Raw genomic sequence first — 26,159 nt, 5'->3', positions numbered from 1 at the left:
CAAACTACTCCTGCTCAAACTCTTCGAGCAGCTTAACGTCGATGGCGATCAGCTGGCCCCGGTCGCTGTGGGCGAGCGTGAAGGCGACGTGGTCATTGACGTAAAGCTCGCTAAAATCGGCGTTTTCCAGGGTCGTGTGGTGGAAAAAGAGGTTGTTGGGCGGGTACTTGATGAAGCCGTAGCCGTTTTTGAGGCTGAAAATTTCGCCTTCCATGCGGTCACCGATGTTGCCTTCGGTGGGCTGCTCGAGTTCCACGTCGTCGTCTTCGGCGTGCTCAGTGGAGTGGTCGCTGGTGGACTTGCGGCGCTTTTTATCGGAGTTGCCGACTACGAAGAGGTTATCCACCAGGTCGCGTTCGCTGGCCGAGCGGGGGTCATCGATGATGTGGTTCATCAGGATGGGGTGGCTGGCCTCTTCGAGCAGGTCCTGGCTGGTGCGGGTGATCATCTGCGAGCCGTTGTCGGTGGTAAACTCAAAATCCCAGCCCAGGATGACGACGCGGCAGCCGAGGGCCTGGAGTTTGCGGACCAGGGGGACGTAGTCGCTGTCGCTGGCAATGAGGACGACGACATCGAGCTTGCGCAGCAGGGCCGATTCGTAGGCCTCGAGGGCAAACCACACGTCGATGCCCTTTTCCGTCCGGCGACCGTGGTTGGAGCGGATGGGGCTGTAGTGGGTCGTGACGCCGCTGCTCATCAGGATGTCATCAAACACCCGGTCGTAGTACAGTACGGTGCCGCGCTGCTGGGCTTCCTGGGCGGAGAGACGCCCGCGGAAATAGTGGCTATCGACGATCTTGGCCATGCCCGGACGGCCTTCGGCGTTGGCGACGCGGGCTTCAATGAACCGGTGAAGACCGGCGATGCTTAGTCGGGCGCGGCGGGCGTGGTCGTAGTTGTAGTAGTTGGAAACGTGGAGGAAATAATTACCGTCGTAAAAAACGCCGATCTTCGTTAAGCTATCATTCATACTTTCTATGGCTAAAATCCTAATGTACCTTTCTATCAGGGCCGCAAAGGTAGTTGTCTGCGGCAAAAAACAGTAATGGCGGCCCGACTAAAGTTCCCTTCCTTCCGAATCGTTTCAGGGTGAAGCGGGCGCGGTCGCAGGTGCTCCCCCCCGGCCCCCCGAAAGGGGGAGTTTGGACAAGGAGCAAGGGTAGGGGGGCGCTTGCCCGGCTCCTCCCAACCTCCTCTGCACCTGCGTTCGCGCCCCGAGATGCAGAATGGGAACAGGACTGCTCGCCGCGCTCTTCGGGCGTTTCCACCATGAAAACCAGCGTAAACGCAAGGTGGGTAAACCCGCCTCCCGGTGGAGGTAAAGGCCCAAAAATTTACCCTTCCTTCATGATTTGTTCTCCCTGAACCACCCCTGACGAGGCGTCGCTTAACTTCCATTTAATGCGGGTGCCACTGTAAAGGGCTGCAGGTAAACTAGAAGTAAAATTGCGGAAGATTTTTGGCAATAATTGCGTAACACTCCACTAACAAAGAATTGACAATCAATTTCTTGTCTTCATCTTTTCCTAAACTTCAGGGCATCTGGGCTTGACGTTGGGGCAGGACTTTTGTGGTTCAAAACCATCCAATTCATCATGAGATCACTCTACATTCTTTCCCTTTTAATCCTGCTCGGGGCCAGCCAGGCTTCCGCCCAGCTGGTCTTCCCCTTCGAAATTGACGCTCCGGCCGACTACACCCCCCGCCGTGTGGTTATGCCCGGCAGCCCACTGAGCCTGCAGGTGCTCTTCATCGGCGGTACCGATATGGTACAGACTACCGCTACCTACGGCAACGAAGCTGGCCAGACCCACGCCAAGGAATGGCACGACTTCATTGGCTTTACCCCCGACACCGACGGCGGCAGTCTGGGCTGGGTATCCGTAAACCACGAAAGCATCTACCGCGACGACCGCATCGGCGACGGTGGGGGCATGACGACCTTCCGCGTAAAGCGCGACGAAATCACCGGCGACCTCGTCGTCATGGACCAGACCCTGGAAGACGGCCGCAAGGGCAAATTCTTCAATGTTGACTTCGCCAATACCGTCGGTGAAACCGGCATGAACTGCGGTGGCATTTCCAGTGTAGTGGATGGCCGCATCTGGACCGCAGAAGAGTGGTTCCGGGGTGACAACAGCTCCATCAACAACGGCAGTTTCTCTAACAACAACCCCAATGGATCGGGTCCTTATGGCATCGGAAGCACCACCAACCAGGGCGTTCGCGATACGGCCGACTTTACGGTTGATGCCCCCGAGTTCCCCTTCATGGATGGCGAAACCATCAGGAAATACGAGAATTTCAACTGGATGGTAGAAATCGATCCCCGCCAGGCCAAGGCCATCCGCAAGCAGTACAACTTCGGCCGCCAGGGCTTCGAAGGAGGCACGGTATCCCCCGATAACAAATACATCTACCTCGGAGTAGATGACACCCCCGCCTTCTGGGTACGCTTCGTGGCCGATACCCCCGGCGATTTTACTAAGGGCGAGGTACAGGTGTTCAAGCACGATGGCAGCCAGAAGTGGATCACCATCAGCGAGACCAAGGCCAATATGCTGGACTTCTCCGCCCAGGCCATCGCCGTAGGGGCAACGATGTTCGATCGCATTGAGTGGGTAACCGTTGACCCCGCTACCGGCATGATCTACATGACCGAAACCGGTGCCGATACTCCCGGCAGCGACTGGCGTGCCGCCCGCGCCGCCGGTGCCGTTTACGCCCCCCACCACCAGGCCCGCGCCGAGGAGCAGGGCCTTACCGAGCCCGACGTTAACGACACTTACCGGGATTACTACGGCCGCGTACTCAAGTACGACCCTACCACCGAGGAAATCAGCGTACAGATCGAGGGTGGCCCCTTCTTCGCCGTCAGCCCGACCCAGGCCGACTACCCCTCCAAGCACCTCTCCAACCCCGACGGCCTCAACGTAATGACCATCGATGACCACCAGTTTTTGGTGATTTGTGAAGACCTGAACGGGGAGACTTTCGGTCGCATGCCCTTCGAAAACACCTCCGCTGGCGCTGGTATGGGCATTCGCCACCGGATGTGTGAGTTGTTCCTGCTGGACCTGGAAATTGAGGACGCGACCACCGAAGACCTCATCCGCATTACCGCTACGCCACTCGGTGCCGAAATCACTGGTGCAATGCCCACGCCCGATGGTAAGAGCCTGCTCGTCAACAGCCAGCACCCCAGCGGTTCTAACCCTTTCCCCTTCAACCACTCGCTGACCTTTGCCATCCACGGCTTCGACGAGCTGACGGTCAGCAACCTCACCGCTCCGGATATTGAAGAGGGCGACGCCTTCAACATTTACCCGAACCCCACGCTGCAGGAAGTTTTCCTGAACAAAGTACAGGACATCGCACTGTACAATGCCCAGGGCCAACGCCTGCAAGTTTACCGCAACGTCAGCCAGATCGACGTATCGCTCCTCCCCAGTGGCATCTACTACCTCCGCAACGGCGAAGGGCAGGTTGTTGAGCTGGTGAAGCAGTAAGTCTTCCCGTGGCTGCTATTCCACGGAGGAATAGCAGCCACCTAGCTTTTTTTCCAACGGTTGAATCCTTCCTTTGCGGAGGATTCAAGCCGTTTGGTGATGAGGAACAGTTTTTTTTGTATTACCAGTTTTATCGAGTCTTTGGGCTGGCAGGAATCGTTTCGTGCCAGCCCCACTTTTTCTCCCGTCTTAGGCGGCCGATAAAATTTATCTACTACCATGAGATTACTAGAGTTCGGATTAAAGTTTTTCCTTTTGTCCCTTGGCTACATCAGCATTGGCCACACCCTGGAACTTGGCCGGCCATATGCTGCTTCCCCCGCCCTCGAAGTGGCACTGACCCAAACTTCTCAGGACTTAAAGCGGGATATGGACCACTTTGCCTACTGCCTGGACCGCTACGTTGCTCTCGCTGGCCAGCAAGAAACCGGCCCAGCGGACGTGCGCGCGGTACACACCCAAGCGCGGATGGCTTTCAAGAAAATTGAGTATTGGTTGGCTTTTGCCCAGCCATCTACCGTAAATCTCCACCTCAACGGTGCCCCGCTGCCCAAAGCGGAGCCCTCGGTGCCCTACGTTAACGTGATCGCTCCTTCGGGTTTACAGGTGTTGGATGAATTGGCGTTCAGCGAAGAATTTCAGCGGGAAGAAATCCTCGTACTGGCGGAAAAGTTGCGTAAAGACTACACGCTGCTCCACCGGCAAATGCTGGGCATCCAGCTTCAGCACCGCTATGTTTTTGAAGCCTTGCAGCAGGAGGCCATCCGCGTCTTTACCCTCGGGGTGACCGGCTTTGACACTCCCGGCTCCGTTGCAGCACTGCCCGAAGCGGCGGTTGCCTTGCAAGCGATGGCCACCGCCTATGGGTATTACTCACCTTTTGTGGCGGCACGCGATACGGCACTTGACGTTACCATCACGGCTGCTTTTGCCGCCGCCCAGACTTTGCTGCGGGGAGAGGTGGAGTTCTCTGACTTTGACCGCCTGCGTTTTCTGCGGGAGGTCATCAACCCCCTTACCCGTTCGCTGCCCTTGGCCCAAAAAATACTCGACATCGAGTCTTCCCGGGATTGGCAGGCACTGCCTTCGCCCGTCAAAGCCGCCGGTTCCCTCTTCGATGCCGACTGGCTCAACGCCAACTACTACGCCAACCTGACGGAAACGGACAACTCCGCCGCCCGCCAAAAGCTGGGGGAATTGCTCTTTTTTGATCCCGTCCTCAGCGCCAACCTGCAAATGAGTTGCGCCAGCTGCCACCAGCCCGAACGCGCCTTTACCGATGGGTACCCCCGCAGCCTGGGCAACGAAGGAAGCAGGCATTTGCTCCGCAACTCCCCCACGCTGGTCAACAGCGTATTCGCCGCAGCCTTTTTCTACGACCTGCGCGAAGACTTCCTGGAGCGGCAGATGCAGCACGTGGTGAGCAGCCACGCAGAGTTTGCCACCGACTTCGTGACTTTGGAAAACCGCCTGCGGGAAAGCCGGGAGTACCGCGACCTGTTTGGCCTGGCCTACGCCGACCAGCCCGGCTACGAAATCAGCAAGTGGAGCATTTCCGATGCCTTGAGCCACTACGTAATGGGCCTGCAAGGGTTGAACAGTCCCTTTGACCGCTACGCCCGCGGTGAAACGGAGGAAATTGCCGGGGAGGTGCGCCTGGGCTTCAACCTCTTCATGGGCAAAGCTGCGTGTGGGACCTGTCACTTTGCCCCCACCTTTGCGGGGCTGGTGCCCCCGTTCTACGATGAAAACGAAAGCGAAGTACTGGGCGTGCCCGCCAGCCTCCAGTGGGAAGGGGCGGTGGTGGACCCCGATCCGGGCCGCCTGCGCAGTGGCAAACCCCGGGACGAGGCCTACTTTAATGCCTACGCCTTCAAGACGCCCACCGTGCGTAACGTCTCCGCCACCGCGCCCTACATGCACAACGGCGTTTACCAAACCCTCCATGAGGTAATTGACTTTTACAATCGCGGCGGCGGGGCCGGCATTGGCATTCACCTCGACCACCAGACCCTGCCGCCCGATCCTTTGGAACTAGCGGACCAAGAGATCCAGGCCATTATTATCTTTATGGAAAGCCTTACCGATTTTACGGAACTCAGCCAGCGCCCGGAGGCCCTCCCCGCCTTCGAGAACCACCCCGACTGGAACCTCCGCCAGGTGGGCGGGCCAAGCCGATGAAGTCAGTCTTTCTTCTTTCACTGCTTTTGCTCTTTGCACCCTCCTGCGGAAGGGAGGAGAAAAGCGCTCCCCCGGCTCCGCACCAAACGGCAGGAGACCGCCCCGATCGGCCAACCGGAGATCCTGACCTGGCGGAGCTCGTAGAAGGCAATTGCGGCAGTTGCCACCTTCGTCCCGATCCTGCTGAGTTGCCCCGGGGAATCTGGGACAGCGTAGTTTTCCCACGCATGGGGTATTTCGTGGGCATTTATCCGGCGGACGTTTCCCGTGCCAGCTTGCTGGGTGACGCACCCGCAGAACGGATGCGCCTGGAAACAGCCAATGTTTTTCCTCCGACCCCAAAGATTGACCCGGCCGATTGGCAGCGGATCAAAGACTACTACCTGAGCAGCGCGCCCCTACGCCTGCCCCCCACGGCATTTAAAGCGGAGGAAACCGCAAGTGGCTTCCGGGTCCGCTACCCCGCGGTGTTCCTGTCTCCACCTTCCACTTCCTGGGTCCGGATACTCCCGGAGGGAGGGCTGGCGATGGCGGACATCAACAAAGCCCAACTGCTGACCTTTGATCGTACGCTGGCCGCCGTCGGGACGGTTGCGACCGGGCGTGGTCTTACGGACCTGGCGGAAAACGGCCCGGCCGCCTATGGGGTAACCATTGGCAGCTTTTCGCCAACGGAGGAAGGGACCGGACAATTACTGCACTTTACGCCCCGCGGGCAGACGGTACTGGCCGACGGCTTGCAACGCCCCACCAGCCTGGTTTTGCTGGAGAACGGTCTCCCGGGACCACCGGAAATTGTGGTCACCGAATTTGGCAAGTGGACCGGCCGGGTATCCCGCTGGACACCCGGGGCGGATGGGCGCTATAAGGCCACGACCCTCTCCCCGCGCAGCGGTGCGCTGGCGGTGGTGGCCGATACGGCGGCGCAAGTGCCCACGGTTTACGTGCTGTTCGGGCAGGGTAAGGAGGAAATCATCCGCTATCGCTTCACGGCCGCTGGGGTGGAGCAGGAGCGGGTGCTGGCCTTCCCGGCCGCTTACGGTTCCAGCTCGCTGCAGTTGGTCGATTGGAACGGCGATGCATTTCCCGACATCCTTTACACGAACGGAGACAACGCAGATTACGTCGCGCCAGTAAAACCCTACCACGGCATCCGGATCTACACCGGGGATGCTGCGGGACATTTTTCCGAAGCGGTTTTTCTCCCTTTTCCCGGGGCCTACGGCGCTGCGGTAGCCGATTTTAACCAGGATGGCAGGCAAGACATTGCGGCCATTTCCTTTTTTCCGGATTATACGGAGACATCGGAGGCTGGTGCGGTACTTTTTGAAGCCCAGGCCTCGGGTACTTTTCTCGCCAGGCGCTTGCCGGGTGGCGACCGGGGACGCTTCATGGTGCTCGACGCGGGAGACTTTGACGGCGATGGGGACGCTGATTTAGTGGCCGGTTGTCTGGCGCTGGAGGCCGTGCCAGATAAAAATCGAATGGCCAACTGGCTCCGTCAGGGCCTGCCCTTCGTACTGTGGGAAAACCTGGTGCGGTAGGTCAATTTACGGGCGCGGGCGCAGGTGCTGGGAAGGTCGGTAAGAGCAAAGGGGGGGAGGGCTAGTGTGGCCATTTTCCCCAACATTCGAACATGTTCGAAAGTACTCCGGATGGGGTGGGGCGGCGCAGGCAAACCGCACCAACATTCGAATATGTTCGAAAGTACTTTTCGTGCCGGGGGACCGTTGCGGAGCTGCGCTCGTCCCGCAGTTTTGGGAAGGGAGGGCGCATTAGCCCATTGCAGGGCCGGGGGCGCAGTTGACCTTCCCCTGCACCTGCGTCCGCGCAAATATTAGGGTAAGCTATTGCCGTTTGCTAGGCTTTGTAACTGAAATGTCCGCCTTACCAAACTGAATTGTCGCCCGGATTGGCCATCGTGCCCGTTTCCACCAGGCGATTGATTTTGGGCTGTAAAATCCACACGCCAATGACGAGGAAGGCGGATAACACGGCGTACCCGGCCACCTCGCTGCCCCGCGCAGGACGGCCCAGTTCGATCGATTTCAGGGTCTTGCCCGCGTAGTAAGCGCAGTAAATGTAGGCAAGGGCGTACAGCAAGAAAAACAGCATGGTTGCCCCAAACCAGGTCATGAAAGTGGTGAGGAAATTTTCGCCGTCAAAGCCCGGCGGCTCCTCCTGCCCCTCCAGATCGAAGCCGGAAAAGGTATCTGCGGCCCAGTGGTAAACCTGGTGCAGCGTGCCCAAAAAGACCAGCATCAGGATGCCCAGCGCAAGCAGGGCTAGGCGCATGCGCTGGGGTTTCAGGCCAGTGCCCTCCGGGAGGTAGTGCTGCAAACCTCCCCCCACGGCGAAGTACCAAACCAGCATAACGGCAAAACTGACGGCCATGACCAACAGGTAGATATTAAACTGACCAGCGTAGGCGTGTAAGTCTGGAATAACCGCATCAACGTTGCCGGGGTTCGTCTGCATTTCGACCTGAAAGCGACTGATCGCCTGAAAGTAGGCCGATTGCAGATAGATCTGTAAAAGGGTAGGGAACAACAGAGGAATGAAGAGCATCCAGTGCCTGGCCCGGTGAAAGAACTCAATCATAGTGGTGTTTTAGCAGCTAAATTAGCTTTTGTGAAACAATATCGTGCAGATTCCTGCGGGTTCGGGCTCTTTTTGCGCTTATTCCCCGGAATATACCCGGTGTACCCGTTCCCCGATGCCGGTCAGCAGCTCGTAGGGAATCGTCTGGGCAGCCGTCGCCAACAGCTCGATGGGGTGGCTGGGGCCGAAGATGATGGCTTCATCGCCCGCCCGTACTTCGGGGATGGCGCTGACGTCCACCATCGTCATGTCCATACAAATCGCGCCCACCGTCGGGGCCAGTTTTCCGTGGAGCAACACCGCAAAACGTCCTTCGCCTGCCAGCCGGGGTAAGCCGTCGGCGTAGCCAATGCTGAGCACCGCAATTTGGCTTTCTTCCTCCAGCCGGCCCCGCCGCCCGTAGCCTACGCTCGTTCCCGCCGGCCGGGTGTAGACCTGGCTCACCCGCGTACTCAACTGGAGCACCGGCCGGGTCATCCCCGCTTGCGCCGGGTCACCAATGCCGTACAGCCCGATGCCGAGCCGGACGAACTCGTAGGCAAATGCCCGGAAACGACTGATGCCATTGGTGTTCAAAACGTGCCGGGGGGGCGGGTAGCCCAGCGCGTCAACGATGGCTTCCCAGGCTGCGGCAAATTGGGTGATCTGTTCGCGGGTAAATGCGTCGTGTTCAGCGGCCTCGCTGGCCGCCAGGTGGGTGAAAACGGAGGCGATGCGTCCTTCCGCCCCCAGGTGGGGTAGGGCGGCCAGGAGGCCAGGGAGGTCGGCCGTCCCGAAGCCCAGACGCCCCATGCCCGTGTCCAGTTCCAGGTGAACGCGGAGTCCCCAGCGCGCCGCCTGCCGCAGCCCTTCGAGGTCGTAAACCACCGGCTCCAGGCGGGCGGACTCCAGTTGGTGGTAAGCAAATGGCTCGGCGTTCAACACCATGATGGGCAGGGTAATGCCACCGGCGCGGAGCGTCTTTCCTTCGTCGGCGTAGGCCACCGCCAGGTATTCCGCTCCGGCGCTGGCCAGGGCCCGCGCCACTGGCAAGGAGCCGCCGCCGTAAGCGGAGGCTTTGACCATGACGATCATACCGCTGCCCGCCAAACTACGGTAGTGGGCGAAGTTGTGGCGCAGCGCGGAGAGATCCAACCTAAGGAGCGTCCGGTGCTGCTGCCGGCTCAAGGCATCGGCAATGCGGTCGAAGCGCTCCCGACTGGCCCCTTTCACCAGAATACTTTCCGCGCCGAAGCTGAGGGTGTCCAGTTCCGCCAAGAGTGCTTCTACCGTTGCAAAATGTTGGCTGGGCTGGAAGGCCTGGGCCAGCGCCGCATTGCTCTGCCCTACGGTGATGAGTCGGCTCACCCGCGGGCGCAGGAGGGCCAGGAGATCGTCGAGGTCTGCGCCATTTCCCGTGCTTTGCAGGGTGCCCAGGATAAGGCAGAGCCGGGGGAAGGGGTTCTGGGCCTCGGCAAAATCCAGGGCGGCGGCCAGGGCGCTGCGGTCGTTGCTGTAGCTGTCGTTGATCACCGGTCCGCCGTGCAGGCCCGCCCGCTGCTCCAGGCGATTGGCCAGGGGCTGGAAAAGTCGCGAAGCTTCAAGAATGGCAGCGGGTTCCAGGCCCAGGGAATAGGCCGCCGCCGCCGTCGCGTAGGCGTTTTCCCGGTAAATGCCCGGCAGCCCGGGAGGCAGGGCCAGCGCTAGCGTTTTACCCACTACTTCAACGGCCTCTTCGCCTACTCCGCGGTGCAGGACGGTGGGAATGTCCTGCGCCGCCAAAATCTCGCGCGTCGCCACGTCGCTTTCCGCCACAATCACGCGCGCTACGCCGTTAAAAAGACGAAGTTTTTCCAAGTGTTTCGCTTCTTCACTAGCAAAACCAGCGGCGTGGGCACTGCCCAAAACCGTGAACAAGCCGAGCGTCGGTTGGATGATGCGGGCCAGGCGGTCCATTTCTCCCGCCTCGCTGATCCCGGCTTCGAAGATGGCTATCTCGTGCTCGGGGCGCAGCTGCCAGACGGAAAGCGGTACTCCGATCTGGGAATTGAAGGAGCGGGGACTGGCGCAGACCCGAAAATGCCGACCCAAAGCCTCCGCCAACCAGTCTTTGACGATCGTCTTGCCATTACTGCCCGTAATGGCCAATACCGGTAGCGTGAACTGCCGTCGGTGGTGCGCAGCCAGGTCTTGTAGTAAGTCCAAAACGGCTTCGGTAACGATGAAGTGGGGTGCCTCCTCTTCTCCTTCCGGTAGCCAAGCGGCCAAATCCTCCGGGGTGGGGGAGTGCCGGACGACAAAGTGCCGCACCCCGGCTGCCACGAGGGGACCCAAAAAACTGTGCCCATCCACCCGACTGCCGGGCAGGGCAAAAAACAAAGTGCGCGCGGGTTGGGTCAGCCGCCGGGAGTCCACCAGCAGGTCGAAGCCACCGTAAGTGGCGTATAGTGCGGCCAAAGCCGCTGCCGAACCGTCGTACGAGGTATTCACCCGGCGAAAGTAAACGTAATTTCGCGGCCTAACCCCGCCAAGATGCAAGTTCCCAAAATTCAAGCTGCCGTTGCCACCTTTCGCGATTGGCTGCCCACCGAAGCCGCCGCCCGGTTTTTACCCTACTGGGAAACCCAGCAAAATTGGCAACAGCACTTCAACGTAGAGGCTAAGGACCTGGCTGCCGCCTACGATCTGGCCCTCGATAGCAAAACCAACCGCCGCCACTACCGCCGCAACGGCTACGACCCCAAGCAGTCCATGCTCCTGCTCATGCGCTGGGAAACGGAGTTCGTCCGCGAAGCCTTCCGCGATCTCTTCAGCGAAGACCGCTCCGTAGAAGGCCGGGTTTCCCGCTTCGTTTTTTACATCAACGAACTGTTCAACCGCTACCGGGATCAACATCCCAAAGACCGCACGCCCAGTCATTATCACCAGGACGATTACGAAATGGCCTCGCTCTACCTCAGCGGGCAGTACCCGTTGATTTACGCTCCCTACAGCACCGCCACTTTGCAAACCGTCTGTTCAAAACTCGGCGCGCGGGAGGTGCCGCTGGCCGCTGACTTCCCCCGTTACACCAAGTTATTGGTCACCCTGCGCAGCTTTTTGGCCAAAGACGAAGTCGTCATGGAACGGTACCAGGCCGCCTTGCGCCCGAGCGATTACCAGGGGGAATCGGCTTTGCTCGTTTGGTGGTTTTTTAAGATGCTGGAGGAGGAGCGTTTTTAAATCGGGGTTTAGGCTTTTGTAGCGTACCTTTTTAAGACACCAATGGCTGGGCAGTTTGAGGATTCAATGGTTCCGACTACCGCCTTTTGAAAAAGTTGTCGCATCCGTCAATGTAGCTGTGGTCAAATTTTACTCGGTCGTTACAGAGTAATATTCGTCCATAAAGTTGATGCACCCGTGGGTCGACGTCAATCCCAAATAAGTCGCCATCGCGAATGACAACTTCCCAATTCGAGGTTTGGGTCAGTACCCCGTTTTCTCTTACCTCCAGCGTGCTATCGGCGTTAAATTCGATGGTTAATCCAGCAAATTCATCGTAGTTGGCATCCTCATAATTCCAGTAGCAACCGATGTATTCCCACTTCCATTCGCCCGTCAAAGCTTCTTTTACACTTAAGGAATCCCAAGTTACGGCGCGATGGCAACCCCACATGTCAGCAGCGCTGATGGGTGCCTTATCTGCCTTGACGCAGGCAAGCAAAAGGAGTGGAATGGTGAAAGCTAAAGCATTTAGGTGATGTGATGATTTCATTGTTTAGTCGTTTTGGTGAATGGTTTGAGGGTTGGCCGAGGGCACAGGTGTACTCTAGGTAGTGGGTTTTGTAGTCCATACTGTTCAAGATTACTCATACGCCCTCAGCGTTATGGAGATTCTGTCCTTCGTGAACTTCTTGTGATAGGGAACTTCGTGGGTGAAACTTTTATTGGTTTTCCAGGGAACTATAACAACATCCCCATCTTCTACTGTGATGTCCATAAAACCTTCTCCACGGAAAGGCCGGAATCTGAATACCCTCTCACCGCCATGGGAGATGGTGACGATTGGGCTGCCGCTCATGAGGCCTTTGGTGGAGTCTCGGTGCTTCCCTATGTAGTGCTGTAATTCTCCAGAATACCAATTGATCAGCAACCCGTTTATTCTGTCGTCCACCTCTTTCTTGCACCAGGCTAGATATTTTAAATGCTCTTCAGTTATTGGTAGGGCATTGTTTTTTGATCCGGTATACTCATAGCTTTTACCGTAGGCTTGCTGCCATCTTGGGGTTTTCACTAACTTCCCATGCATCATAACTTCGTGAAATTCACTTGGATGGCTTTCCCATAAGTGCTTAAAGTCAGGTGCCGAAAGTTGAAATTCCTGGATCCCTCGGTAAATGGTGATTTCGTGGTCTTCATCTAGCTTTAAAATAATTTTCTCGTTCGTATTTTTTTCCATTGGCGGCACATTTGATGGTGGTGAAGTGATATTGGGTTTGATCCCAAGCCATGCTATTTCGTACTCTTTCAAAATTTTATCTATGGGCAATTCTTTATTTGCTTCCTTGAATAGTTCAACTTCGTTTCTACTTTGTTGTCCACCGCCTACCCTAATCAATCCATCGATGTATTCGATAAAATCAACGGATTCGTCTCCGAATTTTTCTCCTATAATTATTTCTTTATCTACTTTATACAATCCGCTTTTCACCTTGAAAGCTTGGCGGGCGCTAAACCCCACTTTAGTAAAGCCAAATTTTTCCGCCAGTTCGTAAGCAATTTTAGGGACCCCCATAGCGGTGTAGCCACTGACAATTTCTATGGATCGATGCCCCAAATGTTTTTGGGCTAGTTTTTTAAATTCAGCTTCCAGTATTCTGACAGCAGCTTGTCGATCAAATTGATTGCTACTGAATCCTACCACCCCAATTTTGAGAACTTTATTCATATTTCATTTGTCCAAAAGGAAAACGTCAATTTTAATTTGGCTATGTAGTGGTCTCGGCTAACCAACGTGTCCCGAAGGGCATGTTTTGTTAACCTTTGTTGGCAAGCTTTATTTTTTGATTTTTCTTTTCAAAGTCTGTCCAGTCGCTGTCAAACTCTTCCTTTGTTATTAGTTTCGGGTCAAAATTTTCGTAGTCGTCCATCGTCAGTTGGTTGTCTGTCCAAAAACCATAATTGTCTCCGAGCGGCATTGCTACAATCGAAACTCCGTCCTTGTCAAACCCTATTTCTCTCCAAGCCGCGTTTTCCGTTTTGTCAAATTCAATTTTCCAGTGGTCGACTTTGTCCAGCAGGTGTTCAAAGTCGGGATTTGCTTTTGGAATAATTGTCGTCAAGATTTTGACAACGGCATTCTCCATTGTCCTTTTTAGTCGTTCTGGTGGAGGTGAAGGTTTCCCTTTCGGGGCGTCAATTTTTATGTAAACCTTGTCGTTCATTTTTTAATGCTTGCTAACGCCCAGGCTATGCGCCCCCCCGATCGAATGGAAGGGCCTCCCGCACAGCCATTATTAGCCACCAGCCAAATCTACGCCTTCCCCTCCTCCTATCCAAATCTTCCGGCTCAAAACTATAGCCCATCACGCTTTGACCCTTACTTCTCCAGCGGAAAGCTGCTGGGTATTGGGGGAGATTCGGGTTACAATTTTTGCAGAGGCTCGTTCCTTATGATTGAGGGGTGGCAGGTGGTTAATGGATCGGTCGTACCCATCGTGCTGACTTAGAAGGCATGATCGTGGTCACGGCTTGTTACCATCCGTATTTTCTTTGTTTTTAAACAATAGCGATTTCAATTCTTTCAGATTTTTTGGCAAATGTTGGTTATTTCCTAACTCTATTTCTCCCTCATACTTGGTAAATAAAAACAATGGGATAGATAATTTTAGTTTATGTTTAACAGCTATAGTTGATTTGTTGGTAGCGTTAATGACATTTGTTGTTTTATTGTTACCCGCTGTTTCTAACTTGGTTGTGATGGCCTTTAGAATTTTTGTTAGTTCACCTTCTGATAGACTTCCTATTTTTGGATCATTGATTATTTCTTCAGTCGATAATTGTAAAGCATCCTTTATATGTTGATCTACTGATTCCATAAAATCAGTAACCACACATTTAAGTTCTGCGATTTTTGAATCTAATACGTCAAATATTTCGATATACCTATGCATAAATGTATTAGTATCTCTTATAAGTTCATTTAATTTACCATCTGTATCAACAGATTTAAATTCAAGGAAATAATCAATCCACATATTGAGCCATTCTGAAACCAATTTTTCTGCCGCTTGATTAATATTTGAATTTGATTTAAACAATTTTACTTGTCTAATTCTTAATTTTTCATTGATCAATTGTATAACTGCCTGATTATCTTCTAAGAATTTATTTTTGATTGTTGTCTCAACTGCTAAAAGTAGAGTTTTACTGTATGATTCCAGATCTAAAACCAATTGATCATTACTCTTTACATTAGATATAGCGATTCCAGAGTATCTATTTGGAGTTGTATTGGTTATGAATAAATTCATGGGCAATTTACCAGTGAGCCTTTCCTTTATTTTCGATATTTCACCTATACTTGGCATTGAGTTTAGCCATTTTTCAAATATTTGATACAACTCTCCAATATCACCATTTTTTTTCTTCCGATTTTCGATTTCAAGTCTACCTGGTGAGATGTGTTCTAAGAGACTGAGTTTCATTTCATCTGTGAATTCAATATGGTCAAATTTAGCCCAGTCAATAAAGTTTGTAATTGAATTATCGAACAGATGGCTTCCCCATCTTGGACTTCCAAAATTCCAATTAAGATAATCATAATATTCTGTAATTCTTTGAAACCAATCTTCTTTATCTATATTAGTTTCTAAGCAATGAATGAAATATCGTACACTGTTATAAATCTGATCTTTGACAAAATTGTATTCTTCTTTGTCAAAGTTAGGTAAAGAGTTAAATTTTTTATGTGTATCACAACAGTTGGGAAAAGATTCCCACCAACTGTTTGCGGCATTATGTATTGATTGAAAAAACTGTTCTGTTCCTTCGATATCTTTAATTTCAAAACCAACTAAAGGTCTTGATTTGACTGGCCACCATATAATATCGCCTTCTAATTGCCACATTGGGCCAATCTTGGTAATATCCACTGGTTTGAATTTATTATCTTCTTCCATTAATTACTTTTATGGATGGTAACGGAAGGGCCACCGCAGCCGGCCTTAGCCGGTTGAGGGTGGCGCAGTGTTAGCTTCATTTATGGTCTAATCGATTTTTCATTAACCTCTAACTCTAAACCTTCGTAAAGTGATTCATCTACTGAGTTATTATAAGCATTCTTCTTCTGATAAGTTTGCAAGTATTCCATATAGCTTTTATTATTCTTAATTGATTCATAAACTGAACTAAGTTCTATTCTTGCTTTTAAAAAAGATTCTTCTCCATCAAGCAAATTCTCGCTTTTTGAACGCATGACTGAATACTCGTAATGAGGGTACGAAATCATTCCACTGTATTCCAGCCCGATTTTATTTCTAAAGTTGATGTACAAGTACAATATATTTTCAATTTCCCCAATACATCTATTTGCACCATGCCTACAAAAATCACTCCATTCGGAATCGTCGAAATAAATAGACTTTCCTTGATGAATATCTCTAATTTTTAAATACTGAAGTTTTTTATAACCTATTGTCAAGCCGTAAAATAAATAAAACCTGCCACATAAATCAAATGATTTAAAATCAAATTTTAAAACTTCGGAATTGTTCCTAAGAAGATATATTGACAAAAAATATTCAAGTATTGATTTATGGGAGAACTTATAGAAGCCCTTTGAGTCTCGATTTAATAGTGACCTACTCGTAACGTCTATTTTGTTAAGGACTATATGATTGTCATCTGCAATTTTAATAGCCTCTTCTTGTGAAATTCTTAAATCAGATATGCTATTCACGTACACATGCTTGGCAACTTCAACTGAGAAGTCATAGAGATTGTTGAAGTAAACTTCTCTATCATCAGGTGTATTTCGATTTGATTCTCGCTGAAGCCAAGACTTAATTAAACTGCTATATGTCAGATTAGGTAATGAATACTTAGGAATAGGAGTATCCAGTATTGTATCTATATAAGAAAGCAACATGGGTCTAACTAATAAGTCACCTGAGTGATTCATTACTGATTTGGCATTACTATATTTTCTAAACTTAGGGAATAATCTGTATATAAATTTCCTTTTCAAATAAGTCGTGACTTCTTTATCATCAAACGGAGATAAATACAACTTTCCAACATTATGAAAACCTTTTTCTCCTCCATACTTCTTAACTTTGGTTAAATTAGGTTCGCTGTTTTCATTCGCGAAAAACTGTGTCCTACATGTAATAACAACTTTTCTGAATCTCCATGTCAATTCATATAAGTCATCCAATCTCTTTTCTATGTCATGAGAAGCTTTCATGTCTTCATCAAAAGCATCAAGTAATAAAATGGTGTTTTCTTTATTTTTAATTTTTTCAATTTCGCTATCTACGTCTTCATATCCTAAAGGAAACATCAGAATTGAATACTTATTTCTGGCCCAAAATTTAAAAAACGAATATTTATATTTTAAATAAAGGTTCAGCAAAAAGGTGGTTTTCCCCATCCCTGCGCCAGCAAGGATAAAATAGAATTTTCCGCTACTATTATTATTATCTGTAAAGCCTTCATCCATAAAGAAGTCGATTATGGGTTTAGATATTACTATCGAGTTATTCTCGGATAATTCTTCAAAATCATTTGGTGGTACATTCTGGCTTCTTGGTTCGATAAAATTATTTGTTGCTTTGTGAACCTCGGAATACGTATAAAACGGCGACATATCTTTTATTAGTAACCTTTTTTTGTAATTTTCGATTACATATCTAAAAAATTTTAATAAAATAATTGTTATAGTGCCAATTAATGCAATTAATGATATTATGAAACTCATATCATCTTGTAGCCATTCTGTATCATGCGTTTTAAGATAATAGTTAATTACCTCTCTTAATTCTTTCATTCTAACTGTTTTCAATTATTTTTTTGCAGCTAACTACCCTATCCCCGCAACAACCCTCACAACTCCCCCCCCACCCACCCAGCAGGTCATCCAAAGGTTTGAAGATACTGCGCAGGTACTGATCCGAAACATGAGTATAAAGCAAAGTGGTCTTGCTGTCTTTGTAGCCCAGCACCTCCTGGCTATAGCACACGTCAGTACCGCGTTCGAGTAAATAGGTGGACAAAGCAAAGCCGCAAGGTGTTTGCAAAGCACCCCATTTGGCACTTGTTCAAACGCAAGGTAAGTGAACTCCCCTAAAAATCCACCCCTCCGCAAAAAATATTTTCTAGAGAGATGATATGTCCTCCCCCCCCAACAAGTCTCCGCCCCCCATACGTCGAAGCGAGCATCGGGCAGGTATGGTGAGAATAGGAACAGGGCGAAGGATTTCATCGGGGGAGAAAGATATTGGATTCGGAGTGAATTAGCCAGGGATGGGGTAGGGGAGTTAGGCTTCGGAAAAGTGTTTTACTGCAACCTTCCCAGCTGAAAAAGAGGCCCTTCGTCATGCCGTGTGGATTGGATAAGTAACGAGCCCAAATCGGCAACTATAACTACGTTACTGCCTATCGGCGTTCGGTTCGATGCTCCAGCTGACTTATAAAAGGTCCACCGCTTACTGTCCCTGGAAGGGACGCTTGTGTAGCGTCGGGTAAAGCCCGACGTTTTCGTTGCGTCACTACGTTACTGCCTATCGGCGGTTGGTTCGATGCTCCAGCTGACTTATAAAAGGTCCACCGCTTACCGTCACCTGGAAGGGACGCTTGGGTAGCGTCGGGTAAAGCCCGACGTTTTCGTTGCATCAGCAATTTGCGTTGCAGTTCGGAGTCCATTTCAGGACCTCGAACCTTTGAGCGTCCGGTGCTTAAGAGGGACCGAGGAAAAAAACTATATCCCCATAGTCTCCCGAGCCGCATCCAAAATCTTGCGAACTTCCGCAGCATCCGCACCCTGGGCGTAAACCCGCAACACAGGCTCCGTGCCGCTGGGCCGGACCATAAACCAGCGGTCTTCGCCGTCGAGGAAAAATTTGGAGCCGTCGACGTGCTGGACGTCGGTAACGGTATAGGGACCAATCTTTTTCCAGGGGTTTTCTTCGGCTTGCTTGACCAGCGCCCACTTGCGGTCGTTTTCCACGTGGACGTCGTCGCGGTCGCAGTGGAACGAACCCACTTTGGCGTAGAGGTCGGCAATGAGGGCCTTGAGGGATTTTCCCGTCTTGGCCATGTATTCGGCAATCATCAGGCCGATCCAGATGCCGTCGCGTTCGGGGATGTGGCCCGAAACGGCCAGTCCGCCGGATTCTTCGCCGCCCACAATGACGTCGCGCGTAGCCATGATCTCGGCAATGTACTTGAAGCCAATCTTGGTCACTTCGTAAGGCAGGCCGTACATCGTGGCCAGCTGCTTGAGCTTATCGGTGACGGAGAAGGTCAGGATGACTTCGCCCTGCTTGATGTTCTTGTACTCGTACTGGTACATGAGCAGCAGCAGGAGGATGTGGTGGCTATCGACGAACTCTCCGTCGGCATCGAAAAGGCCAATGCGGTCCGCATCGCCGTCGGTAGCAATACCCAAGGCGAGTTTGGGGTCGTTTTTGATGGTTTCGGCCAGTTCCGTGAGGTTGCGGCCAATCGGCTCGGGCGCCTGCCCGTAGAAGCTGGGGTTGTACTCGTTGTGCAGGTGCACCGCCCCGGGCAAGAGGATTTTCATGGCCCGCTGTCCCGCCCCGTACATCGCGTCGGTGGCAATGCCGATGCCGCTGTTGCGGATCAGGGGCACGTCGAAGTTGGCGTAGACGTGGTCAAGGTACATTTGCTCGAAGTCGTGGACCTCTACCAGGCCCTTCTCTACCAGGTCGGCGTAGCTGGGCAGGTCTTGCGGTACGGCATCGGGGATGAGGGCTTCCACGGCGCTGACGTCGTCGGGGACGGATGGGCCACCCAGGCGGGACTTAAGTTTGTAGCCGTTGTAGCTCGGGGGGTTGTGGCTGGCGGTGATGACCACGCCGAGGTCCGCACCGGTTTTCACTACGCCCAGGCTGACCATGGGGGTGGTGATGTAGCCCGGAGCCACCAGAGAAGTAATGCCGTGCTTACCAAAAACCCGCGCAGTCGTCTCGGTAAAAAGTTCGCCCGCGAAGCGGCAATCGTAGCCGATCACTACCCGCGAGCTGCCCTGCTGCTTCAGCCACAGCGCGGTTCCTTCGGCGACCCGCATGACGTTGTCCACGGTGTATTCCTGGGCAATGATGGCCCGCCAGCCGTCGGTACCGAATTTGATCTTTACTGGGTTCATCGCGTGGCTTCTTTTTATGGTGATCCTTTAAGCTGCCCAAAATTCCGTACCCAAATTTAGGGTAACCGGGCGCGGACGCAGGTGCGAAGGTGGGGATTTTAGCTGGGAAAACAACTGCCAGCCGAAGGATTTTTTAGGGCAACGGACCATCCGCCAGCCAAAGCAGCAGAGCAAAGCGGACTTCCGCCCCCCGGCTCTCTCCACCCACCCGGGCCGCCCCCAACCCGGCGATCATCGAATCCCCTCTGCTACTGATCGGAAAGTGGCCGTCAGTTTGGCGGGGCAATTTACCTTTGCGGCGTGGATATAGTTACCGGATTTCTTCTGGGCATCGCCGTTGCATTTTCTGCCACGTGGTTCCCGGGGATGCTCAACATGCAATCGGTCGCCACTTCCCTCCGCGTAGGGAAGCGGGCGGGTTACCTCTTTTCGGCCGGTTTGGCCGTGGTTTTGGCCATCCAGGCGGGGACGACCATCTTTTTTGCCAATTTCCTATCCAAGCACGCCGAGATCCTGGAGGCGATGAAAAACTGGGCCTTGCCGCTGTTCTTGATTCTGGCGGGGGCCTTCATCATCAAGGGCATCCAGGCGCTGGCGGAGCGGCGGGCGGAGGTAGCGGCTCCCTACAAAGGCGGCCCCTTCTGGCGCGGCGCGGGCATGGCGGCCATGAATCTGCTCAATATTCCGGTCTTTTTCGCCCTTGGTGGTTGGTTGGTATCGGCCGGCTTCCTCCGCACGGGTTTCCTGCCCAAGTTTGCCTACACCATCGGCGTTGGCGTGGGGGCCATCGGCGTTTTTTCCCTCTACGCCCACCTGGCGGGGTGGTTCAGCCGCCACGCCGCCATGTTTACCCGCAACATCAACTTCGTCATCGGCGGCTTTTTCCTGATTCTGGCCATGGTGCAATGGTTGCGCCTGGCGGGCTAGTAGGTTGAGACCCTCTGGGTCGATCTCCCCCCTAGGTTGAGACCCTCCGGGTCGATTCAACCATATTAGATTTCACCGCCACCTTTATACACGCGCTTAGCCAGGACTACTCCCCACCAACTGCACCTCCCGCTCCAGCTCCACCCCGAATTTCTCAAACACGGTTTGCCGGACAAAAGCACTGAAAGCCAGCACCTCCCGTCCGGTAGCCCCGCCGTGGTTGACCAAGACAAGCGCCTGCCGCGCGTAGCTGCCCACCGCCCCGTGGCGCACACCCTTCAGGTCGGCCTGGTCGATGAGCCAACCGGCGGCGAGCTTGGCGGACTGCCCATCAACGGGGTAAACGGGCAATTCCGGGTAGCGCTGCTGGAGGCTGGTGGCGACGGACAGGGGAACCACCGGGTTCTTGAAAAAACTCCCGCTGTTGCCGAGGAAAAACCAGTCGGGCAGTTTGCTGCGGCGGATGTTGGTGACGGCCAGGGCTACGTCGGCCGGGCGAGGGTCCGTTTTGCCGAGGCGTTCCAGTTCACGCTGGATGTCTCCGTAGCCGGTCTTCAGGCGGTGCTCCCCGTTGAGGCGCAGGTCTACGGCCGTGATCAGGAAGCGGTCGGGCTCCTGCTTGAAACGGCTGTCCCGGTAGCCGAAATGACATTCTTCCGGGCGGAGCACCCGCGGGCCCACGCCGTATTCCCAGACGTGGACGGCCACGATGCGCTCGGCCACTTCCGCGCCGTAGGCACCGATGTTCTGCACGGGGGCTGCGCCGACCGTCCCCGGAATCAAAATCAGGTTTTCGAGGCCGTACCAGCCCTGGTCGAGGGTGTAGCGCACCAGTTGGTTCCAATCCACGCCCGCCCCGACGTGCAAAATGACTTCGGGCTGGTAGTAGTGCGGACTGTCCTCGCTCCTCGTCCCGGCCCCTGCACCTGCGGCCGCGCCCAGCACCTGCACGCCTCCCAGCTGGACGTGCACCGTCAGGCCAGATAAATGCTCCAGCAAGAGCAGGTTGCTGCCCCCGCCCAGCACCAGGGCCGGCGGACGCTGAAAAATGGGGTCCTGAAGCTGCTGCGGATCCGTCAGCGGCAGGTAGCGCTCCGCCACGGCGGGCAGGCCAAAGGTGTTGAAGGAAGTGAGGGAAACGTTGCTGCGCATCAGTCGGGAATGGCCTGAAATTGGAGCCGCGCCAGTGCAGAATACGCCCCATCGGGCCGCTCGCTCAACTCGGCGTGGGTGCCGGTTTCGACGATGGTGCCGTTTTCGAGGACGTAGATGCGGTCGACCTCCCGGATCGTGGCCAGGCGGTGGGCGATGATGATGCTGGTGCGGCCCACCATCAGGCGGTTCAGGGCCTCCTGTACCACGCGCTCGCTTTCGGCGTCGAGGCTGCTGGTGGCTTCGTCGAGCAGGAGAATGGACGGATTTTTGAGGATGGCCCGGGCGATGGCCACGCGCTGCCGCTGTCCGCCACTGAGCTGGATGCCGCGGTCGCCCACCACCGTATCGAGGCCTTCGGGGAAACCCTCGATGAAATCGAGGGCATTGGCCTGCCGGGCGGCTTCGCGGATGGCTTCGTCGGTAGCCGTCAGGTCTCCGTAGGCAATGTTCTCCCGGATACTACCCCCGAAGAGCAGTACTTCCTGGGGGACAAGGGCGAGGTTTTTGCGAAAACCCTCCAGTGGGTAATCTTCGATGTCCTGGCCGTCCACCGTAATGCGGCCCTCGGCAATGGGGTAGAAGCGGAGCAGGAGCTTCATGATCGTCGATTTTCCGCTGCCGCTGGCGCCCACGATGGCTACTTTTTCGCCGGGTTGGATCGTCAGGTCAATTCCTTTGAGCACCTTCACATCGGGGCGCGTAGGGTAGTGGAAGTGCACGTTTTCGTAGCGGATGAGGCCTTCCAGGGCCGGGGCCGCGGCGGGCTGTTGCTTGGCCGTGGGCTCCGTCTCTTTGCTTTGCAGGATGTCGATCACGCGGTCGGAAGCACCGAGGGCGGAGACGATCTCGGTGTAGAAATTCCCCAGGCTGGCGATGGATCCGCCGATGAGGGCGGTGAAGATGACGAAGCTGAAGAGGTCGCCGACGGGCAAATCGCCCGTTTGCACCAACAACACGGCCCGGTAGATGATGTAGAAAAGGGCACCGAACATGACCGTGACGATAAAGGCGGCGAAAATGCCCCGGGCGCTGGCCGTTTTCAGGGAGATGCGCACCGTTTCGTCGATGCTCTTGCCGTAGCGGGCAATTTCGAAGGCCTCGTTGGTGTAGGCCTTTACGGTGCTGATGCTTTGGAGGCTTTCTTCGACGATGACGTTGGAGGCGGCGAGTTGCTCCTGCCGGGCCTTGGTCATTTTACGGACGTAGCTGCCGAAGACCATCGCCGAAATGACGACCACCGGGAAGATGGAAAGGCTCACCAGGGCCAGCTTGAGCATCGTTACCAGGATGTAGGTGATGCCGCCGAGGAGGATGATGATCTGCCGCAAAAACTCCGCCAGGGTGAGCGAAAAAACGCCCTGGATCTGGCTGATGTCGTTGGTGATGCGGCTGGTGAGCTCGCCCACCCGGTTGCTTTCGAAGAAGGGGATGTTGAGCCGTAAGATCTTCGTGTACAGGTCTTTACGCAGGGACGCCATGGCTCTTTCGCTGACTTCCGCCTGGAGCCGGACCCGCAAAAAACTCAGCGGAGCCTGGAACACCAGCAGGATGGCGAGGATGCCAAAGACTTCCTCCGTCGTCAGTCCGTACTTGTTCTCGCCGTTGAGGATATTGATCGCCTCCCCCGGCAGCTGCATGATGACCAGAAAGACCAGGCTGCTGAGCACCAGGGTGAGGAAACTGAGGAGAAACTTCCAACGGTATCGCCAGACGTAACTGAAGATGTGGACCGACCGACTGAGCTTCTCTTTTTGAGAGCGGGTCGGGGCCGTGGGGGCAGTATTTTCTTTGGATTGCGTCATAAGCAGTGCAAAGGAAACGCATCCGGGAAGAAAATGTCTTGCCCCGCACAATTTTTCCCCTAACTTTGAACTTTCTATGAGATACACGCCGGAATATTTCCCAAAAACCAACCATACCTACTTATGCGGATCCGTTTACGTACCCTCCTTTGCTTGCTACTTGGCCTCGGGAGCATTTCCTTCGTTTCGGCCCAGAGCCTGGAACTGGGTGTTAAGGCCGGTGGTGCCGCCTACACCGGAGATTTAAGCCCCAGCCAGTTTGGCTTCTTCTTCGAGGACCTCAACTTTGCCGCCGGTGCTTACCTGCGCTACCGCCCCACCAACCGCTTCGGCATCCGCATTAACGGCAATTTCGGCCAGTTGAGTGGAGACCGCGACGCGCCCGCCCCCGACGGCATGGGCAACAACCCCATCGTCAACCGCAACTTCCGCTCCAAACTCACGGAATTCAACGTCGTTGCCGAATACGACCTCTTTTACCTCGGCGACCCCGGCAGCAATTTCGTTGCCCCCTACGTTTACGGCGGCATCGGCGTGCTGAGTTTCAACCCCGAGGGCCTGCTCGACGGCGAGTACAGCGAACTGCAGCCCCTGCGCACCGAAGGGCAGGGCCTTGACCCCACCCGCTACGCCGCAGCGCCCTACGAACTGACCCGCGCCGTCTTCATCCTGGGCGGAGGCGTGCGTTTCCGCTTCGCCGAACGCTTCGTCGTGGGCCTCGAACTCGGTGGCCGCATCACGGGCACGGATTACCTGGACGATATCGGGTTCACGCAAGTCAATTACCTTGATGTCCTGACGGGCAGCCCCGATGGCAGCCGTGCCGCGCGCTTCTCTAACCCCGCCGTAACCAACCCTGCGGAAGTTACCGATCTGGAGTACCGCCGCGGTGGCGAAAACAACGATTACTACTTCGTCGGCGGCCTCACCTTTGGGATCACCCTGGGCGAAGGCGGCAGCAATAAGTCGGGTTGCTACAAATTCTAGCCCCCCTGCTTCCCTTTTCCCGTTTCCCCCCTTCCTCTCTTGTCTTTCAGCAGGCTTGAGTGAGCTTCCTTTGTTTAAGCTACCCAAATTGTTGGAATACAGTACCTTGGCTTTTAATTTATCGCCAACCTGAATGATTCATCCAGATACCGAACTGCGCAACATTGGTGAGCCTATTGGCTACGGCGTTTTCGCAACCGCCTACATCCCCGAAGGAACCATCGTTTACGTAAAAGACAGCCTCGAGCTGGTCATTTCTCCCACCGATTACCTCATGCACGGCAGCGACATGCAGGAGGTCATCGAAAAGTATTCCTACATCGATGAAAAGGGCAACCGCATCGTCAGTTGGGATTTTGCCAAATACGTAAACCACTGCTGCAATTGCAATACCATCAGCACGGGCTACGGCTTTGAAATTGCCATCCGCGACATCCAGGCGGGCGAGCAGATCACCGACGAATACGGCATTTTTAACCTCGACCGGGAGATGACCCTCGTTTGCGGCGAACCCACCTGCCGGAAGGTGATTCGTCCGGCAGACTTCGATACCTACTACCGCGACTGGGACGAAAAGATCAAGGCCTCTATCCCTAAATTATTCCAGGTGGACCAGCCCCTGATGCCCTTCCTCGACGCCGAAACGCGGGAGTCGCTCGACCAGTTTTTCGCGCAGCCGGAGCTGTACCGCTCCGTTTACGCGCTGCGTTTGCAGCAGTCCGCCGCAGCACGCTAGGCCATGCGGGAGCGTAGCGGGGCGCGGCCGCAGGTGCCAGGGAAAGTGAAAGAGCAGGGCTCGCCCAACTGTCGGCACCGCAACACTTTGCAGGCACCGGGATAATCCGCAAAGAAAGCGTGATACTTCCGTGATAACTGTCGGATTATCTTGTGGTTTGACTTTTAAAAGCCGCAAGTATGCAACGCAACGCTTTAATTGTTGAAGACGACCCCGACATCGTCGAACTGCTCCGCATCCACATGGCCGATCTCGGCTGCGCCATCAGCGTGGCCCACGACGGGCGCACCGGACTGGAAATGGCCCTGGCCGAGGCCTACGATCTCATGGTCTTGGACGTGACCTTGCCCGGGATGGAGGGGACGGAAATTTGCCGGCGCATCCGCGGTAAAGACATCGATACGCCCATTTTGATGCTCACCGCCCGGTCCGAAGAGTTCGACAAAGTCCTCGGCCTGGAGATGGGGGCGGATGATTACATCACCAAGCCCTTTTCCATTCGGGAATTCATCGCTCGCGTCAAAGCTTTGTTGCGGCGGGCGGAACGGCAAAACGTCCCGACGAGCGCACCAAAAGCGGTCACCTACCGCTACGGTGAGCTCACCATCGACCTGGATAAGCGTAAGGTGGCACGGGGCGGGGTGCGCATTGATCTTTCTCCCAAGGAGTTTGAGTTGCTTACGCTGCTGGCGTCCAACCCGGGAAAGTCTTTCGACCGGGGAAAAATCCTCAGCCTGATCTGGGGCTACGACTTTGAGGGCTACGAACACACCGTCAATTCCCACATCAATCGCCTGCGGACCAAGATTGAGCCCGACGCGCAACAGCCCATTTACATCCTGACGAACTGGGGCGTGGGCTACCGCTTCAACGAAGACCTGTGATACGCCGGAGCCGGACCTTCCCCCGCTCCT

At 54.2% G+C, this 26,159-nt stretch carries 19 protein-coding genes; 8 read left to right on the top strand and 11 right to left on the bottom strand.

What is annotated here, in order from left to right:
• Positions 1 to 4 precede the first annotated feature (4 nt).
• Entirely contained in the window at positions 5 to 970 is a 966-nt protein-coding gene (locus H9S92_RS05040) for an NYN domain-containing protein (protein ID WP_187465618.1), read from the bottom strand.
• 625 nt (positions 971 to 1,595) lie between these two features.
• Between H9S92_RS05040 and H9S92_RS05035 the strand changes: the two genes are divergently transcribed.
• The 3 genes from H9S92_RS05035 (at position 1,596) to H9S92_RS05025 (ending at position 7,234) form a co-directional block, all read left to right on the top strand.
• Complete coding sequence (locus tag H9S92_RS05035; RefSeq protein ID WP_187465617.1) at positions 1,596 to 3,509, top strand: alkaline phosphatase PhoX; 1,914 nt, start codon at positions 1,596 to 1,598, stop codon at positions 3,507 to 3,509.
• Positions 3,510 to 3,728: 219 nt separating this feature from the next.
• Positions 3,729 to 5,690, top strand: a complete 1,962-nt coding sequence (locus H9S92_RS05030) for a cytochrome-c peroxidase (RefSeq protein ID WP_187465616.1) — start codon at positions 3,729 to 3,731, stop codon at positions 5,688 to 5,690.
• A complete protein-coding gene (locus H9S92_RS05025) occupies positions 5,687 to 7,234 on the top strand; it encodes an FG-GAP repeat domain-containing protein (RefSeq protein WP_222935981.1) in 1,548 nt (515 codons plus the stop codon). Before H9S92_RS05030 ends, H9S92_RS05025 begins: the two co-directional genes overlap by 4 nt.
• 343 nt (positions 7,235 to 7,577) lie before the next feature.
• Here H9S92_RS05025 and H9S92_RS05020 read toward each other — a convergent pair whose 3' ends face one another.
• Complete coding sequence (locus H9S92_RS05020; RefSeq protein ID WP_187465614.1) at positions 7,578 to 8,291, bottom strand: hypothetical protein; 714 nt, start codon at positions 8,289 to 8,291, stop codon at positions 7,578 to 7,580.
• A 78-nt stretch (positions 8,292 to 8,369) separates the two neighbouring features.
• Entirely contained in the window at positions 8,370 to 10,760 is a 2,391-nt protein-coding gene (alr, locus tag H9S92_RS05015) for an alanine racemase (protein WP_187465613.1), read from the bottom strand.
• Positions 10,761 to 10,802: 42 nt separating this feature from the next.
• On the opposite strand from alr, the gene H9S92_RS05010 reads away from it, so the two are divergent.
• Positions 10,803 to 11,492, top strand: coding sequence for a hypothetical protein (locus tag H9S92_RS05010; protein ID WP_187465612.1), 690 nt, complete (start codon positions 10,803 to 10,805; stop codon positions 11,490 to 11,492).
• A 76-nt stretch (positions 11,493 to 11,568) separates the two neighbouring features.
• Here the strand turns inward: H9S92_RS05010 and H9S92_RS05005 are convergent, their stop codons facing one another.
• The 6 genes from H9S92_RS05005 to H9S92_RS04980 form a co-directional block, all read right to left on the bottom strand.
• The gene (locus H9S92_RS05005; protein ID WP_187465611.1) at positions 11,569 to 12,024 is read right to left on the bottom strand and encodes a hypothetical protein; all 456 of its coding nucleotides are present in this window, start codon (positions 12,022 to 12,024) and stop codon (positions 11,569 to 11,571) included.
• Between the two features lie 90 nt (positions 12,025 to 12,114).
• Positions 12,115 to 13,197 carry an alpha-ketoglutarate-dependent dioxygenase AlkB gene (locus tag H9S92_RS22200; protein WP_246463662.1) on the bottom strand — a complete coding sequence of 361 codons (1,083 nt, stop codon included), beginning with the start codon at positions 13,195 to 13,197 and terminating at the stop codon, positions 12,115 to 12,117.
• A gap of 88 nt (positions 13,198 to 13,285) precedes the next feature.
• Entirely contained in the window at positions 13,286 to 13,693 is a 408-nt protein-coding gene (locus H9S92_RS04995; RefSeq protein WP_187465610.1) for a hypothetical protein, read from the bottom strand.
• Positions 13,694 to 13,993: 300 nt separating this feature from the next.
• On the bottom strand, positions 13,994 to 15,430 hold the full coding sequence (locus tag H9S92_RS04990) for a hypothetical protein (protein WP_187465609.1): 1,437 nt from the start codon (positions 15,428 to 15,430) through the stop codon (positions 13,994 to 13,996).
• An 80-nt stretch (positions 15,431 to 15,510) separates the two neighbouring features.
• Complete coding sequence (locus tag H9S92_RS04985; protein WP_187465608.1) at positions 15,511 to 17,298, bottom strand: NACHT domain-containing protein; 1,788 nt, start codon at positions 17,296 to 17,298, stop codon at positions 15,511 to 15,513.
• A 930-nt stretch (positions 17,299 to 18,228) separates the two neighbouring features.
• Positions 18,229 to 19,638, bottom strand: a complete 1,410-nt coding sequence (locus tag H9S92_RS04980) for a phosphohexomutase domain-containing protein (RefSeq protein ID WP_187465607.1) — start codon at positions 19,636 to 19,638, stop codon at positions 18,229 to 18,231.
• Positions 19,639 to 19,938: 300 nt separating this feature from the next.
• Between H9S92_RS04980 and H9S92_RS04975 the strand changes: the two genes are divergently transcribed.
• Positions 19,939 to 20,565 carry a hypothetical protein gene (locus H9S92_RS04975; RefSeq protein WP_187465606.1) on the top strand — a complete coding sequence of 209 codons (627 nt, stop codon included), beginning with the start codon at positions 19,939 to 19,941 and terminating at the stop codon, positions 20,563 to 20,565.
• A 96-nt stretch (positions 20,566 to 20,661) separates the two neighbouring features.
• On the opposite strand, the gene murB is transcribed toward H9S92_RS04975, so the two are convergent.
• On the bottom strand, positions 20,662 to 21,717 hold the full coding sequence (gene murB, locus H9S92_RS04970; protein WP_187465605.1) for a UDP-N-acetylmuramate dehydrogenase: 1,056 nt from the start codon (positions 21,715 to 21,717) through the stop codon (positions 20,662 to 20,664).
• Positions 21,717 to 23,522 (bottom strand): ABC transporter ATP-binding protein, encoded by a 1,806-nt coding sequence (locus tag H9S92_RS04965; RefSeq protein WP_187465604.1) that lies wholly within the window; start codon positions 23,520 to 23,522, stop codon positions 21,717 to 21,719. Before H9S92_RS04965 ends, murB begins: the two co-directional genes overlap by 1 nt.
• A 123-nt stretch (positions 23,523 to 23,645) precedes the next feature.
• Here H9S92_RS04965 and H9S92_RS04960 point away from each other — a divergent pair, with 123 nt between their 5' ends.
• The 3 genes from H9S92_RS04960 to H9S92_RS04950 all read left to right on the top strand — a co-directional run bounded on the left by H9S92_RS04960 (position 23,646) and on the right by H9S92_RS04950 (position 26,129).
• Positions 23,646 to 24,509: a DUF6089 family protein gene (locus tag H9S92_RS04960; RefSeq protein ID WP_187465603.1), complete on the top strand. Its 864-nt coding sequence runs from the start codon at positions 23,646 to 23,648 to the stop codon at positions 24,507 to 24,509.
• Positions 24,510 to 24,642: 133 nt separating this feature from the next.
• Positions 24,643 to 25,245 carry an SET domain-containing protein gene (locus H9S92_RS04955; protein ID WP_187465602.1) on the top strand — a complete coding sequence of 201 codons (603 nt, stop codon included), beginning with the start codon at positions 24,643 to 24,645 and terminating at the stop codon, positions 25,243 to 25,245.
• 179 nt (positions 25,246 to 25,424) lie between these two features.
• On the top strand, positions 25,425 to 26,129 hold the full coding sequence (locus tag H9S92_RS04950) for a response regulator transcription factor (RefSeq protein ID WP_187465601.1): 705 nt from the start codon (positions 25,425 to 25,427) through the stop codon (positions 26,127 to 26,129).
• Positions 26,130 to 26,159 lie beyond the last annotated feature (30 nt).

The sequence above is a fragment of the Neolewinella lacunae genome, assembly GCF_014349155.1.
Taxonomy (GTDB): domain Bacteria; phylum Bacteroidota; class Bacteroidia; order Chitinophagales; family Saprospiraceae; genus Neolewinella; species Neolewinella lacunae.
Note: the sequence above shows the minus strand (reverse complement) of the source record. Positions and strands in the feature narration are given on the sequence as shown.

Bases quoted from the DNA above. Each gene is read 5' to 3' on its own strand.
- H9S92_RS05025 (WP_222935981.1), top strand. From the start codon at position 5,687: ATGAAGTCAGTCTTTCTTCTTTCACTGCTTTTGCTCTTTGCACCCTCC.
- H9S92_RS04955 (WP_187465602.1), top strand. From the start codon at position 24,643: ATGATTCATCCAGATACCGAACTGCGCAACATTGGTGAGCCTATTGGC.
- H9S92_RS04995 (WP_187465610.1), bottom strand. From the start codon at position 13,693: ATGAACGACAAGGTTTACATAAAAATTGACGCCCCGAAAGGGAAACCT.
- H9S92_RS22200 (WP_246463662.1), bottom strand. From the start codon at position 13,197: ATGAATAAAGTTCTCAAAATTGGGGTGGTAGGATTCAGTAGCAATCAA.
- H9S92_RS05040 (WP_187465618.1), bottom strand. From the start codon at position 970: ATGAATGATAGCTTAACGAAGATCGGCGTTTTTTACGACGGTAATTAT.
- H9S92_RS05005 (WP_187465611.1), bottom strand. From the start codon at position 12,024: ATGAAATCATCACATCACCTAAATGCTTTAGCTTTCACCATTCCACTC.
- murB (WP_187465605.1), bottom strand. From the start codon at position 21,717: ATGCGCAGCAACGTTTCCCTCACTTCCTTCAACACCTTTGGCCTGCCC.
- H9S92_RS04980 (WP_187465607.1), bottom strand. From the start codon at position 19,638: ATGAACCCAGTAAAGATCAAATTCGGTACCGACGGCTGGCGGGCCATC.
- H9S92_RS05035 (WP_187465617.1), top strand. From the start codon at position 1,596: ATGAGATCACTCTACATTCTTTCCCTTTTAATCCTGCTCGGGGCCAGC.
- H9S92_RS04985 (WP_187465608.1), bottom strand. From the start codon at position 17,298: ATGAAAGAATTAAGAGAGGTAATTAACTATTATCTTAAAACGCATGAT.
- H9S92_RS04950 (WP_187465601.1), top strand. From the start codon at position 25,425: ATGCAACGCAACGCTTTAATTGTTGAAGACGACCCCGACATCGTCGAA.
- H9S92_RS04990 (WP_187465609.1), bottom strand. From the start codon at position 15,430: ATGGAAGAAGATAATAAATTCAAACCAGTGGATATTACCAAGATTGGC.
- H9S92_RS04960 (WP_187465603.1), top strand. From the start codon at position 23,646: ATGCGGATCCGTTTACGTACCCTCCTTTGCTTGCTACTTGGCCTCGGG.
- H9S92_RS05030 (WP_187465616.1), top strand. From the start codon at position 3,729: ATGAGATTACTAGAGTTCGGATTAAAGTTTTTCCTTTTGTCCCTTGGC.
- H9S92_RS05020 (WP_187465614.1), bottom strand. From the start codon at position 8,291: ATGATTGAGTTCTTTCACCGGGCCAGGCACTGGATGCTCTTCATTCCT.
- H9S92_RS04965 (WP_187465604.1), bottom strand. From the start codon at position 23,522: ATGACGCAATCCAAAGAAAATACTGCCCCCACGGCCCCGACCCGCTCT.
- H9S92_RS05010 (WP_187465612.1), top strand. From the start codon at position 10,803: ATGCAAGTTCCCAAAATTCAAGCTGCCGTTGCCACCTTTCGCGATTGG.